This window comes from Streptomyces sp. CA-106110 (genome assembly GCF_050936285.1).
GTDB lineage: Bacteria > Actinomycetota > Actinomycetes > Streptomycetales > Streptomycetaceae > Streptomyces.
In genome coordinates, this window is sequence record NZ_JBNJNB010000001.1 from 5,081,850 (window position 1) to 5,094,904 (window position 13,055).

Consider the following 13,055-nt stretch of genomic DNA (forward strand, 5'->3'; position numbering starts at 1 on the left):
CTCACGCTCCCTTCTTCGCGCGGCGCTCGGTGGGCTGCGTCACCCGGTCGAGCGTCAGACCGAGGCAGACGATCGCGGCACCGGCCACCAGACCGGTCGCCAGGTCGCCCTGGGCGAGGCCGAAGACGACGTCGTAGCCGAGCGCGCCGCCGCCGACCAGACCGCCGATGATGACGACGGCGAGGACCAGGACGACGCCCTGGTTGACGGCGAGCAGCAGGGCCGGACGGGCCAGCGGGAGCTGCACCTGGCGCAGTTGCTGGACGCTCGACGCGCCGAGCGAGCGCGCCGACTCCAGGGCGGCCTGGTCGACCTGACGCAGGCCCTGGGTGGTGATGCGGACGACGGCCGGGAGGGCGTAGACGATCGCCGCAACGGCGGCGGGCGCGCGGCCGACGCCGAACAGCGCGACCACCGGGATCAGGTAGACGAACTGCGGCATCGTCTGGAAGACGTCGAGCACCGGGCGCAGCAGCCGTTCGAACCGGTCGCTGCGCGCCGCGGCGATCCCGGTCGCGAGACCGAGGACCAGGGTGACGGCGACGGCCGCGAGCACCTGCGACAGCGTGTCCAGGGACGGCTTCCACACGCCGAGCACGCCGGTCGCCGACATCGCGAGGACGGCGGTGAGCGCGGTGCGCCAGGTGCCGATCAGCCAGGCCAGCGCGGCGACCACGAGCAGCACCGACCACCAGGGCAGCCACTGCAGTCCGGTGCGCAGCGGGTCCAGGATCCAGGTGGTGTAGTGGCCCGCCCAGTCGGCGGTGCCGCCCACATAGGGGACGCCCGAGTACAGGTGCGCGGTCATCAAGTCGACGGCACGGTTGACCGGCTCGGCGATGCGCACGGTCCAGGACAGCGGCCAGTCCAGGAGACCGGCCAGGCGTGCGGCGACGGCCACGGCCACGGTGGCCGCGGCTGCGTACACCCAGCCCGCCCGGCCGGTGGACGGCAGGCCCTCGCCCGCCGCGCCGGTGACGCGGTCGAGGACGACCGCGAGCAGCACGATCGGGATGCCGGCGGCGAGCGCGGCGCCCACGTCCACCGAGGCCAGAGCCTGGTAGACGCGGTCTCCGAGGCCGCCGGCGCCGATCACGGAGGCGATGACGGCCATGGACAGCGCCATCATGATCGTCTGGTTGAGGCCGAGGAGCAACTCCTTGCGGGCCAGCGGGAGGCGGGCGGTGAGCAGACGCTGGCGCACGGTGGCACCGAGCGAGTCGACCGCTTCGAGGACCTCCTTGTCAGCGCCCCGCAGACCCAGCGCGGTGAGCCGGGCCATCGGCGGGGCCGCGTAGACGACGGTGGCGAGGACGGCGGCCGGAACACCGATGCCGAAGACGAGGACGACGGGCAGCAGATACGCGAACGCCGGGAGCACCTGCATGGTGTCGAGTACGGGGCGCAGGGCGCGGAAGGTGCGGTCGGACAGGCCCGCGGCGAGACCGAGCAGCGCTCCGAGCACGACGGACACGAGCACCGCGATCACCATGAGGGCGAGCGTCTGCATGGTGGGCACCCACATGCCGAGCAGACCGCAGGCGAGGAGGGCGGCCGCTGTGCCGAGTGCCAGGCGCACACCGGCGACGCGCCACGCGAGCAGCGCCCCGGCCGCCGTCACGCCCGCCCAGCCCGCGGCGAGCAGGACGAGGTAGACGGCGCGCACGGACAGCACGACGGCGTTGCTGACATAGCCGAAGAAGTAGAGGAAGAGGGGGTGGCTGTCCCGGTTGTCGATGATCCAGTCGCTGGCGCCGGTCAGCGGCTTGGACAGGTCGACCGTGAGCGCGTGCGGCCAGCTGCCGCTCGCCCAGCGGGCGTCGGCGAGGGGGACGAGGACCGCCGCGACGACGGCCAGCACCAGGAGCTTGCCGAGGGCACGGTGCTGGAGGAGACCGGAGCGGAAGAGACGGGGAGCGGCGGGTGCGGTGAGAGTCGCCATCACACCGCCTCCTTGCTGTGCTCCGTCCCGGCCACGACGCCGAGCAGTCGCTCATGGTCGACCACGCCGAGGCAGCGGCCGCCGTCCATGACCCGGGCCGGGGAACCCGTACGGGCCACCGCCTCGATCGCCTCGGAGACCGTGGCGTCCGGGGACACCGCGGGGCCTCCTTCGGTCTCCATGGGGGACGCGGTGCGCATGGCCGAGCGGACCGTGATGACCTGCTCGCGGGGCACGTCCCGGACGAACTCGCGGACGTAGTCGTCGGCGGGAGCACCCACGATCTCCTCCGGAGTGCCCAGCTGCACGATCCGGCCGTCACGCATCAGGGCGATGCGGTCGCCGAGCTTGAGCGCCTCGCTCAGGTCGTGCGTGATGAAGACCATCGTGCGGCCCTCCTCGCGGTGCAGCCGGACCACCTCCTCCTGCATGTCGCGCCGGATCAGCGGGTCGAGGGCGCTGAACGGCTCGTCGAACAGGAGTACTTCGGGGTCGACCGCGAGCGCGCGGGCCAGGCCGACGCGCTGCCGCTGGCCACCCGAGAGCTGGGCGGGGCGCCGCTGCTCCATGCCCTCCAGGCCCACCTTGGTCACGAAGCCGGCGGCCCGCTTCCGACGTTCGGCCTTTCCGACGCCCTGGATCTCCAGGCCGTAGGCCACGTTGTCGAGGACCGTGCGGTGCGGCAGCAGTCCGAAGTGCTGGAAGACCATCGCCGCACGGTGCCGGCGCAGTTCGCGCAGCCGGGTGCGGTCCATGGCGCGGACGTCCTCACCGTCGATGGCGATGGTGCCGGCGGTCGGTTCGATCAGCCGGGTCAGACAACGCACGAGGGTGGACTTGCCGGAGCCCGACAGGCCCATCACGACGAACACCTCGCCCTTGCGGACGTCGAAGCTCACATCGCGCACCGCGGCGGTGCAGTCGGTGCGCTCACGCAGCGCGGCGGGGTCCAGCGTGCCGAGTTCCGGGTCGGCGGGGACGCGGTCCGCCTTGGGGCCGAAGACCTTCCACAGGTTCTCGACACGGAAGACGGGGCTCTGCGCCCCGGCGTCGGTGGGCGGCTTGCGGGTGGGGACGGTGGCGACCATCAGGCCTCGCCTCCGATCAGCTCGGCGGCCTTCTCCCCGACCATGAGCACCCCGATCATCGGGTTCACGGCGGAGATGGTCGGGAAGACGGATGCGTCGGCGATCCGGATGCCGTCGAGTCCGCGGATCCGCAGCTCCGGGTCGACGACGGCCAGTTCGTCGGTCTCGGCACCCATACGGCAGGTGCCCGCCGGGTGGTACACGGTGTGCGCGACCTTGCGCGCGTACGCGCTCAGCTCCTCGTCGCCCGTGATGTCCGGGCCGGGGCAGACCTCCCGTTTGAGCCAGCCGGCCAGGGGCTCGGCCTTCGCGATCTCACGGGCGATCTTGATGCCGTCCACGAGGGTGCGGCCGTCGTGGTCGTCCTCGTCGGTGAAGTACCGGAAGTCCAGCGCGGGCTTCTCGTCCGGGTCGGCGCTCTTCAGCCAGAGGCGGCCGCGGCTCCTCGGTTTGGGGATGTTCGGCGTCATCGAGACGCCGAACTGCGGCCGCTCGTAGCCCAGTCGCTCCGGATTGTCCGTGAACGGGATCTGGTAGAAGTGGAACATCAGGTCGGGGCCCGCGCTGCCGGGGTCACGGCGCACGAAGAGGCCCGCGTCGCTGTCCATCGCGGAGTTCTCCGGAATCGGGCCGTGCGTCTCCCACACGATCACCGACTCGGGGTGGTCGAGCAGGTTCTCACCGACACCCGGCAGATCCTGCACGACGGGTATGCCGAGCTTCTCCAGATCCTCCTTCGGGCCGATGCCGGAGTGCAGCAGCAGTCGGGGCGAGTCGACGGCACCGGCGCACAGCACGACCTCGCGCCGGGCCCGTACGAGGATCTCCTCGCCGTCCTTGGTGCGCACGTGCACGCCCTGCGCGCGCGTGCCCTCCAACTCCAGCCGGTACGCCCAGGTCTCCAGCAGGATCGTCAGGTTGGGGCGCTCGTCCATCACCGGGTGCAGATACGCCACCGACGCGCTGGAGCGCTTGTTGTCCTCGGGGTGGTAGGCGAGGTCGAAGAAGCCGACGCCCTCGGTGAACGGCTTCTTGTTGAAGCCCTCGACGCGCGGGACGCCGAGCGCCGTCTGCGCCGCGTCCACGAAGTCGCGGGCGATCGCGTTCCGGTCCTTCTCGTCGACGGGGACGACGTTGTTCTGGAGCCGCGCGTAGTAGGCCTCCATCGGGACGGCGCCCCAGCCCTGGGCGCCAGCCGCCTCCCACTCGTCCCAGTCGGAGGGCAGCGGCTTGAACGCGATCAGCGTGTTGTGCGAGGAGCAGCCGCCGAGCACCCGGGCGCGGCTGTGCCGGATGTGCGAGTTGCCGCGCGGCTGCTCGGTGGTGGGGTAGTCGTAGTCGAGTTCGCCGCCGAGCAGGCCCATCCAGCGGCGCAGGGTGAGGACGTCGTCGCGGCCGACGTCGCTCGGGCCGCCCTCGATGACGGCGACGGTGACATCCGGGTCCTCGGTGAGGCGAGAGGCGATGACGGAGCCCGCCGTGCCGCCGCCGATGACGACGTAGTCGTAGGTGTGCTGCTCGGACATGGGGTGCTGCTCCTCGATGGGGGTTGGAGGAAGGTGCTGCGCGCGCCGGGGGGAGACCCGGGTGGGGGATGGGGGACGGAAGGTCAGCCGGCGAACCAGCGGACCGGGCGCGGCGCGAGGTTCTGGTAGACGTGCTTGGCCTCGCGGTATTCGGCGAGGCCAGCGGGGCCGAGTTCGCGGCCGACGCCGCTCTTGCCGAAGCCGCCCCACTCCGCCTGCGGGAGATAGGGGTGGAAGTCGTTGATCCAGACGGTGCCGTGGCGCAGCCGGCCGGCGACACGGCGGGCGCGGCCCGGGTCGGCGGTCCAGACGGCGCCGGCGAGGCCGTACTCGGTGTCGTTGGCGAGCGTGACCGCCTCGTCCTCCGTACGGAAGGTCTCCACGGTCAGAACGGGCCCGAAGACCTCCTCCCGTACGACCTTCATCTCCCGATGGCACTGGTCCAGCACGGTCGGCTCGTAGAAGTAGCCGGTCGCGGGCCTGGTCCCGGACGGCTCGGGGCGCCTGCCGCCGCAGCGCAGCACCGCGCCCTCGGCGAGCGCGGAGGCAACGTATGCCTCCGTCTTGGCGCGCTGCTCCGCGGAGACCAGCGGGCCGCACTCGACGTCCTTCTCGGTACCGCGGCCGAGGCGGATCCGGCTTGCCCGGCGGGCGAGCTCGGCGACGAAGCGCTCGCGGACGGACTCCTCGACGATGAGCCGGGAACCCGCCGAACAGACCTGACCGCTGTGGATGAAGGCGGCGTTGAGGGCCTGGTCGACGGCGGTGTCGAAGCCGTCGTCGGTGGCGCAGGCGTCGGCGAACACGACGTTGGGGTTCTTGCCGCCGAGTTCGAGGGCGACCTTCTTGACGCCCACCGCGGCGGCCTGCGCGACCTTCGTACCGCTGACGAGTCCGCCGGTGAAGGAGACGAGATCCACGTCCGGGTGCTCGGCGAGCCGGGCGCCGACCGAGTGGCCGGGTCCGGTGACAAGGCCCGCCACTCCGGTGGGCAGTCCGGCCTCGATGAGCAGTTCGATCAGCGCGATCGTGCTCATCGGGGTGATCTCGCTCGGCTTCACGACGAAGGTGTTGCCGGCGGCGAGGGCCGGAGCGATCTTCCAACTCGCCTGGAGGAGCGGGTAGTTCCAGGGAGTGATCAGGGCGCAGACACCGACGGGCTCGTAGCAGACGACGCTGTGCACATCGGGCGAGCCGGCGTCGACGACCCGGCCGGCGCTCTCGGCGGCGACGAGGTCGGCGAAGTAGCGGAAGGCGTCGGCGACGCAGTCGATGTCGACCCGGCCCTCTTCGACGGTCTTGCCCGCGTCCCGGCTCTCCAGGAGACCGAGCTCTTCGCGATCGCGTACGAGCAGATCGGCAACGCGACGCAGGAGCGCGGCACGCTCGGCGGCGGGGGTGCACGGCCAGGGACCTTCGTCGAAGGCGTGGCGGGCGGCTGCGACGGCTGCGTCGACGTCCCTTTCGTCACCCTCCGCAACCACGGCGAAGGGGTCGGCGTCCGCGGGGTCGATGATCTCGCGCGTCGCTCCGGAGAGCGCCGCGCGCCACTCGCCGGCCACGTGAACCGTCTGCTCTGCCTGCCGCGCCTGCTGTCCGGCCATGATTCGGTACTGCCTTCCGTTCCTGTTCCGCGCCCCTGAGTCACACAGGTGTGACTCCCGGAGGCCGGGGCACCTGCCCCCGCGCCGCACGTGCATGCGCACTCCGTGTCCGAAAGTGCGCCGCGTCACTGAGAATGCGGTCGGAAAGGGTGAAAAGTACGCTGCCGATCAAGCACTCATGGAGGTGACGCGATGCCCACGCCCCGTGGCTTCACCATTGCGACCTGCGCGGCGACAGCCGCGGCAGCGGGTCTGATGCTCTGCACCGGCACGGCCGGCGCCTCGTCGGACGACACCGGCGGCAACCAGGACCCACAGCGGCTGCTCGCACAGGCACAGGAGGGGCTGCGGACGGCGACATCGGTGCGCCTCGCCTACCTCGACCGGAGTACGACGGCGACGACGAGCACTCGCCTGCCGACGTCGATGCAGCTCTCGATCGACCGGAGCGGAAACTGCGCGGGCACCCTGACCCTGGGCGGGCACGGCGGTTCCGTCGAGATCATCAAGCGGGGCACCGAGGTGTGGCTCAAGCCGGACCAGACGTTCTGGAAGGCCGAGCTCCCCGGCCAGCGGGGCGTCACCGCGAGCAAGGAGTTCATGGGCCGCTACATCCACGGCTCGACGTCCGACTCGCTGCTGAGCGGCGTCGCGAACGCCTGCGACCTCGAGTCCCTACAGAAGGCCGCCATGGTCTCCGCGCCCTCGTCCCTGACGGAGGGGCTCGCGACGACCCTGAACGGCACCCGGGTGGTCCCGCTGTCCTTCAAGGTGAACGGCCTGACGTCCACGCTGTACATCACGACGGGCAAGGACCACCGCCTGTACCGCGCGGCGCAGAAGGGCCCGGACACGGACCTGTCCCTCACCTTCACGGACTACAACAAGCCGGTCCTGACGAAGGCGCCGCCGGCCGGCGAGTCGGTGGAGATCTCGCAGGTCCAGGGCCTGCCGACCGCCTGAATCCCGTCAGCCGGGACAGGGAACGGCCACGGGCTCACCCGGACGGCCGTTCCCTGCTGCCCGCCGGCTCGATTCACCCGTCCGGAGCAGTGCGCACCGAGCCCGTCAGTCGCCGGACGCGTCGCAGGTGGCGCCGGGCGGGCAGAACCAGGCCAGGGCCGTGGTGAGCAGCTTCAGTTCGTCGTCGCGGCCGTCCGCGTCGGGACCGTACACGGCGATGGCGTAGATCTTGCCGTCCACGGCGACGAACCGCTCGTCGAAGACATGCCAGGTACCCACGTCGGGTTCGCCCCTGATGGTGTCGGCCAGGTACTCCAGTCGCGACCCGGTGAACTCGCCGGCGTCGAGCTGTTCGAGGGCCAGCTCCCGGAAGCCGGCGGGCTTCGCGGTGTCCGGGGACAGGTACAGCTGGAAGGACGCGTCCGGGGACGGCTCCGCCACCTGGTACACCTGCAGCCGGTGCCTGCGGTCGGGGCTGCGGTAGTTGACCACCGGTATGCCGTACGAGGACTTCACCGTGGAACGCTTCCAGTCCTCGGGGAGGGCGATCCGGAAACCCGCGCCGTCGGCGTAGGACCGGTAGCCCGCCGGGAGTGCGCTCGGCGAGGCGGACGGCGACAGCGACGCGTCGGTGGGCGAGGGCGGTGCGGGGGTGTCCGAGTGCTGGGTGGGCACGGTGGACGTGGAAGGGCTCGCGGCGGCGCCCCGGTCGTTCTTGCCGTCGTTCCCGGAGTCGACCACCAGCGTCAGCACCAGGCTCACGGCGACTCCGACCGCCGCCGCCCCGGCCACCACGGACCACACGAGCCGGCGGCTCGGCCCGCCTGGTGCGGCGGGCGCCGACGGCTGGGGTAACGTCTCGGGGGTGGGCCAGGCGCTGTTGTCGGCCGGCCACGGCGGGAACGGCGAAGCGCCGCCGTCCCCGGCCCACCACTGCGGGGCCGGCTGCGCCCCGCCCTCGGTCACCTGAGTGGGCCACCAGGCAGCGTCCGCGGTGGAGGCGCCCGGGTCCGCCGCCGGCCCTCCGCCCGCTCCCCCGGGGCCGGGCGCATCCGGCGCCGGCGTTCCCGCGCCACCCGCTCCCCCGGACCCCGCATCCGGCGCATGCTGCGGGCGCGCCGGTGGCGGCGGGGTGGCCGGAGGCGGGTTGCCCGCCGCGTCGCCGTCCTCCCAGCGCTGGGTGTCCTCGTTCCAGTACCGGCCGCCCCCACTCATCGTCTTCCTCTCACATTCCGAGCAGGCCGGCCACGGCGCCGGCGGACGCGAGCACGCTCAGCAGGGCCTGCGAGTCGCTGAGCAGCTCGCGCAGCCGCTCCCGGCGCGACGGGGCCGCCTGGCCGGTACGGGTGATCTCGTCCTCTGTCTGGGCGAGCGCCGCGTCGAGCGCGGCCGTCTGCTCGCTGCCGCGCACCCGCGCCAGGTCGGCGCGCAACTCGCGCACTGCCTTCAGCAGTTCCTCGGCGGCCTCGTCGCGCTGCCCGGCCGTGCCCTGATGGCTCACGGCCTGCGCGTGGCTGCCGATGGCGAAGGTGCTGTGCGAGACGTCGCCGATGCTGACGTTCGGCTCATCCGTGGCCATCGGTGTCGGATCCCTTCTGCGGTGTGGGGCCGTTGGTCGTGGCGGAGGCGCGGGCGTGCTCGCCGACCGCGAAGGTGCTGCCCTCCACCCGGCCGATGTGTACGCCGCCGTTGCTGATGTTCACGATCTTCTGCACGAACTCGCCGGTCTCGTAGCCGGATTCGGCGAGCGCCGCCCGCACCCCGTGCGCGATGCGGTCCTGCACGGCCTTCAGGTAGCGGTCGACGTCCATGTCCTGGAAGAGCGACCGGTCGGGCGCCGAGCCCAGCTCCCGCACCGACAGAGCGGGACCGTCCGGCAGCGCGCCCGCGTAGCCGCCGGTCAGCATCCGCCACCCGTACACCACGGCCCTGCCGAGGGTGATCAGGGCCCGGGCCGGGGAGCCCGGCACCCGGGCGAGGGACCACGCGGCCTGGCCGAGCAGGTTGTTGTGGCGGAAGCGGTGCGCCGTCCGGTCGGCGTCCTTGAAGTCCTCGCGCACCGGGGTCAGCACATGCGGGGCGATCTCCAGCATGAGCATGCGCCCCTGGGTGTGGATGCGCACGAACACGGTGACGACCAGCTCCTCCTCCCATCCGCCGACCCGGATGCGCAGGAAGTGCCGCCGCTTCTCGCCGCCCTCCTCGACCGCCCGCGCCCGGTGCTCCTCGAACGCCTGCGGGTGGTACGGCGCGTCCTCACGGCGCAGCAGCCCCTCCGCGGGCAGGAACACGCACTCGTCGATCTCCAGCCAGCGCAGCCGGTCGCGGACGCCGGGGCCGGCGTACTCGGCGGGCACGCGCAGCCGGTCGAGCAGGGGGCGCACCTTCTCCAGGACGGCCCGGTTGCTGAGCGGCTGCTGCTTCTTCAGCGGGTCGGGTGCGAGCTCCACGGCGAGGACCCAGGGGTCGTAGGCCCAGCCGGCGCCGCAGAACGGCCGTGCCTCGTGGTACATGATCAACGGGGCGTGCTGTTCGAGCCGGATACGCTGCCGCATCCGCTCGAAGCGCGGTCCCGGTGCCTGCTCCGCGGGGTCGCCGGCGGCATCGGCGAAGCGCTGCGAGGACAGTTCGGCGGCCATGACGTGGGCGAACTGCCGGCGCTGCTGAGCGAGGCACACCGCGATGAGCACGAGGACGCCGAGGGCGAACCACGCCTGCCAGGGCTTGCCCGACCTGCTGCTGCCCGGCAGCAGCAGGTCGGACACGCTCGGCGCGTCGGAGGAGTTCAGTCCGTAGGGGTCCAGGGAGCCGGAGGAGGACGACCGGTACGGCGAGGCGTCGTCGGAGCCGCCGAACGCCAGCATGATCGTGAGGACGAGGAACCCCGCGACCGCGAGACGGCCCCACCAGCGCAGGATGAAGGCCGTCACCCGCCGGTACAGGGGCGGCTCCGCGGCCCGGCCCCTGATCCAGGACGCGATCGTCAGCATCAGGCTGGGCCCCAGGAAGAAGGCCAGCAGACCGCCGGAGAGCGCCGAGCCCACCAGCCACAGGCCGATGATGGCCCCGGCCCACGTCAGCTCCTGGCGCCGGGCCCGCAGCGCGTGCGCGAGCACCCGTGCCGCGTCGTAGCCGAGCGAGGGCGCCGCGATCCGCTGTTCGTTGAGGTGCAGTTCCTCGATGACCCGGTCCCGGTAGCCGGGATCCAGATACGCGCCCGCGCACAGCAGCCGGGTGGCCTCGCTGGCGTGCGGTGGCTTCTGCGCCGGCGCCGATGGCGGACCGGCCTGTGTCGGCTGTGGTTGCTGCGGCACGTAGGCGGTGCTCACGCCACTCCCCCGATGATGGAACCGGGCCCCAAGGGACCTGGATCACAAGCAACTTGACAAGTCATCAGCATAGGGGGACGTCCAGGCCCGGGAAAGCGTGACTCCGGTCATTCCTTTGACTAAAGTCAAAGGAACATGGAGTCAGTATCGAGCGAGGACATCACGGCCCTCCGGCGGTTCAACCGTTACTTCACCCGCCGGATCGGGGCCCTGGACGACCACTACCTCGGGCAGGACCGGCCGCTTGGCCAGGCGCGGCTGCTGTACGAGATCGGGGACGGGGTCTCCCTGCGCGAGCTGCGCGGCCGGCTCGGTCTCGACGCCGGGTATCTGAGCCGGATGGCACGGACGCTTCAGGCGCAGGGACTCGTACGGACGAGCGTGCACCCCGACGACAGCCGGCTGCGGCTGGCGGAACTGACCCCGGCCGGGCACGTCGAGGTGAAGGAACAGAACCGCCGTGCCAACGCCCTCGCGGAGAGTCTGCTCGGCGGCCTCAGCGAGGCTCAGCGGGGCGAGTTGAGCGCCGCGCTCGGCACCGCGCGGCGGCTGCTGCGCCTCGCCGCCATCACGATCGAACGCGTCGACGGCGGCTCCCGGGACGCCCTGGCCTGCCTCGACGCCTACGCCGCCGACATCGACGCCCGCTTCCCCGAGGGCTTCGATCCCGCCGCCCTGGTACGTCCCGAGGAGGTGTCCGGCACCGCGGGTGCCTTCCTGGTCGCCTACGAGGAGGGGCGGCCCGTCGGGTGCGGGGCCCTGCGGACCCTGGAGCCCGCTGTCGGTGAGATCCGGCATGTGTGGGTGCATCCCGATGCCCGGCGGCTCGGTCTGGCCCGGCGCCTCCTCGACGGCCTCGAGCAGCAGGCCGTCGAGCGCGGCCTCGGCGTCGTACGCCTGGACACCCACGCCGTTCTGACGGAGGCCCAGGCGATGTACCGGGCCTGCGGGTACGCGGAGATCCCGCGTTACGACGAGAACGTGTACGCGGCCCACTGGTTCGAGAAGCGGCTGCCGGAACCCGGTCCGCACTGACCACCGCGCCCTCGGGTCCCGTGCGCCCGCCCGCACGGGGCAGGCCCCGTCCGGGCGATACCGGAACGGGGCCTGCGGGGACGGATGGTCCGTCGAACGATCAGATGAGGCCGAGGGAGCGGACCGCCTCGCGCTCCTCCTCCAGCTCCTTGACCGACGCGTCGATGCGGGCGCGGGAGAACTCGTTGATGTCCAGGCCCTGGACGATCTCGTACTTGCCGTCCTTCGTGGTGACCGGGAAGGAGGAGATGAGGCCCTCCGGGACGCCGTAGGAGCCGTCCGACGGGATGGCCATCGAGGTCCAGTTGCCCTCGACGGTGCCGTTGACCCAGGTGTGGATGTGGTCGATGGCGGCGTTGGCGGCGGAGGCGGCCGACGAGGCACCGCGGGCCTCGATGATCGCGGCACCGCGCTTGGCGACGGTGGGGATGAAGTCCTCGGCGAGCCACTTCTCGTCGTTCACGACCTCGGCGGCGTTCTTGCCGGCGACCGTCGCGTGGAAGACGTCCGGGTACTGGGTGGCGGAGTGGTTGCCCCAGATCGTCAGGCGCTGGATCTCGGAGACCGGGACGCCCGTCTTCTTCGACAGCTGGGTCAGCGCGCGGTTGTGGTCGAGGCGGGTCATCGCGGTGAAGCGCTCGGCCGGCACGTCCGGGGCGGCGGCCTGGGCGATCAGCGCGTTGGTGTTCGCCGGGTTGCCGACGACGAGTACCTTGACGTCGTCCGCGGCGTGGTCGTTGATGGCCTTGCCCTGCGGCTTGAAGATGCCGCCGTTGGCCTCGAGGAGGTCACCGCGCTCCATGCCCTTGGTGCGCGGACGCGCACCCACGAGGAGGGCGACGTTGGCGCCGTCGAAGGCGACGTTCGGGTCGTCGCTGATCTCGATGCCCTGCAGGAGCGGGAACGCGCAGTCGTCGAGCTCCATGGCCGTGCCCTCGGCGGCCTTCAGTGCCGGGGTGATCTCCAGGAGGCGCAGCTTGACCGGCACGTCCGCGCCGAGCAGCTGGCCGGAGGCGATGCGGAAGAGCAGTGCGTAGCCGATCTGGCCGGCCGCGCCGGTGACGGTGACGTTCACGGGAGTGCGGGTCATGGCGTTCTCCGTTTGACAGCTGGCGGTAGGGCTTCGTCGCCCGGGGTGCGGGATCCGGCCGCCGGCTCGTGACCGGCGCCCCGCCACGATGATCGATCACGGGTACAGACGATCGATATCTTGGCGTCAAGAGAGATCCAGCCGTCAGGCTATCGCGCATCCGGGATCCCGGATGCGCGGGCCCGTGTGGCCCGCCCCACAACAGAACGGACGGCGGCCGCCCGTCCGGGAGAGGGGGGACTCGAGGCGGCCGCCGTGTGGGGGTGTCCTGCCGGGGGGTCTCTCGGCCTCCCGGACTGCCGGACTCCCGTGGGGGTACGGTGCGCCTGCCCCGCAGCGCGTGGGTCATGCGTGCTGTGCGGGGATTGTTTTCGGCGAGCGGAGTGCGACATCTGCCCGCGCGCCCCCGTGCGGCGTGTCGCCGGCCGTCGCGGGTCCGTCGGCCGTCGGGAACTCGTCAACACATCGACACCACGGG

The 13,055-nt window shown here is 72.0% G+C and carries 10 protein-coding genes; 2 read left to right on the plus strand and 8 right to left on the minus strand.

The window, feature by feature from the left end:
• Window position 1: 1 nt before the first annotated feature.
• The 4 genes from ACQEXA_RS23315 to ACQEXA_RS23330 all read right to left on the minus strand — a co-directional run bounded on the left by ACQEXA_RS23315 (window position 2) and on the right by ACQEXA_RS23330 (window position 6,160).
• Entirely contained in the window at window positions 2-1,942 is a 1,941-nt protein-coding gene (locus tag ACQEXA_RS23315; protein ID WP_432931665.1) for an ABC transporter permease, read from the minus strand.
• Window positions 1,942-3,030: a quaternary amine ABC transporter ATP-binding protein gene (locus ACQEXA_RS23320; protein WP_432931663.1), complete on the minus strand. Its 1,089-nt coding sequence runs from the start codon at window positions 3,028-3,030 to the stop codon at window positions 1,942-1,944. The genes ACQEXA_RS23315 and ACQEXA_RS23320 overlap by 1 nt, the downstream gene beginning before the upstream one ends.
• Window positions 3,030-4,556, minus strand: coding sequence for a GMC family oxidoreductase (locus tag ACQEXA_RS23325; RefSeq protein ID WP_433130898.1), 1,527 nt, complete (start codon window positions 4,554-4,556; stop codon window positions 3,030-3,032). The genes ACQEXA_RS23320 and ACQEXA_RS23325 overlap by 1 nt, the downstream gene beginning before the upstream one ends.
• An 83-nt stretch (window positions 4,557-4,639) precedes the next feature.
• The gene (locus ACQEXA_RS23330) at window positions 4,640-6,160 is read right to left on the minus strand and encodes an aldehyde dehydrogenase family protein (protein ID WP_433130900.1); all 1,521 of its coding nucleotides are present in this window, start codon (window positions 6,158-6,160) and stop codon (window positions 4,640-4,642) included.
• Between the two features lie 192 nt (window positions 6,161-6,352).
• Between ACQEXA_RS23330 and ACQEXA_RS23335 the strand changes: the two genes are divergently transcribed.
• Window positions 6,353-7,123, plus strand: coding sequence for a hypothetical protein (locus tag ACQEXA_RS23335; protein WP_432931657.1), 771 nt, complete (start codon window positions 6,353-6,355; stop codon window positions 7,121-7,123).
• A gap of 105 nt (window positions 7,124-7,228) precedes the next feature.
• On the opposite strand, the gene ACQEXA_RS23340 is transcribed toward ACQEXA_RS23335, so the two are convergent.
• Genes ACQEXA_RS23340 through ACQEXA_RS23350 form a run of 3 tightly spaced genes read right to left on the minus strand, consistent with a single transcriptional unit; the run spans window position 7,229 to window position 10,452 of the window.
• On the minus strand, window positions 7,229-8,338 hold the full coding sequence (locus ACQEXA_RS23340) for a hypothetical protein (protein WP_433130902.1): 1,110 nt from the start codon (window positions 8,336-8,338) through the stop codon (window positions 7,229-7,231).
• 10 nt (window positions 8,339-8,348) lie between these two features.
• Window positions 8,349-8,702, minus strand: a complete 354-nt coding sequence (locus tag ACQEXA_RS23345; protein ID WP_359393902.1) for a hypothetical protein — start codon at window positions 8,700-8,702, stop codon at window positions 8,349-8,351.
• Entirely contained in the window at window positions 8,689-10,452 is a 1,764-nt protein-coding gene (locus ACQEXA_RS23350; RefSeq protein ID WP_432931653.1) for a hypothetical protein, read from the minus strand. Before ACQEXA_RS23350 ends, ACQEXA_RS23345 begins: the two co-directional genes overlap by 14 nt.
• Window positions 10,453-10,587: 135 nt before the next feature.
• Between ACQEXA_RS23350 and ACQEXA_RS23355 the strand changes: the two genes are divergently transcribed.
• On the plus strand, window positions 10,588-11,487 hold the full coding sequence (locus ACQEXA_RS23355) for a GNAT family N-acetyltransferase (protein ID WP_433130904.1): 900 nt from the start codon (window positions 10,588-10,590) through the stop codon (window positions 11,485-11,487).
• 100 nt (window positions 11,488-11,587) lie between these two features.
• Here ACQEXA_RS23355 and ACQEXA_RS23360 read toward each other — a convergent pair whose 3' ends face one another.
• Window positions 11,588-12,577, minus strand: coding sequence for a malate dehydrogenase (locus ACQEXA_RS23360; RefSeq protein WP_432931649.1), 990 nt, complete (start codon window positions 12,575-12,577; stop codon window positions 11,588-11,590).
• Between the last annotated feature and the right edge of the window lie 478 nt (window positions 12,578-13,055).

Coding starts and splice junctions, on each gene's coding strand:
- ACQEXA_RS23335 (WP_432931657.1), top strand. CDS start 6,353: ATGCCCACGCCCCGTGGCTTCACCATTGCGACCTGCGCGGCGACAGCC.
- ACQEXA_RS23360 (WP_432931649.1), bottom strand. CDS start 12,577: ATGACCCGCACTCCCGTGAACGTCACCGTCACCGGCGCGGCCGGCCAG.
- ACQEXA_RS23315 (WP_432931665.1), bottom strand. CDS start 1,942: ATGGCGACTCTCACCGCACCCGCCGCTCCCCGTCTCTTCCGCTCCGGT.
- ACQEXA_RS23320 (WP_432931663.1), bottom strand. CDS start 3,030: ATGGTCGCCACCGTCCCCACCCGCAAGCCGCCCACCGACGCCGGGGCG.
- ACQEXA_RS23325 (WP_433130898.1), bottom strand. CDS start 4,556: ATGTCCGAGCAGCACACCTACGACTACGTCGTCATCGGCGGCGGCACG.
- ACQEXA_RS23345 (WP_359393902.1), bottom strand. CDS start 8,702: ATGGCCACGGATGAGCCGAACGTCAGCATCGGCGACGTCTCGCACAGC.
- ACQEXA_RS23340 (WP_433130902.1), bottom strand. CDS start 8,338: ATGAGTGGGGGCGGCCGGTACTGGAACGAGGACACCCAGCGCTGGGAG.
- ACQEXA_RS23355 (WP_433130904.1), top strand. CDS start 10,588: ATGGAGTCAGTATCGAGCGAGGACATCACGGCCCTCCGGCGGTTCAAC.
- ACQEXA_RS23330 (WP_433130900.1), bottom strand. CDS start 6,160: ATGGCCGGACAGCAGGCGCGGCAGGCAGAGCAGACGGTTCACGTGGCC.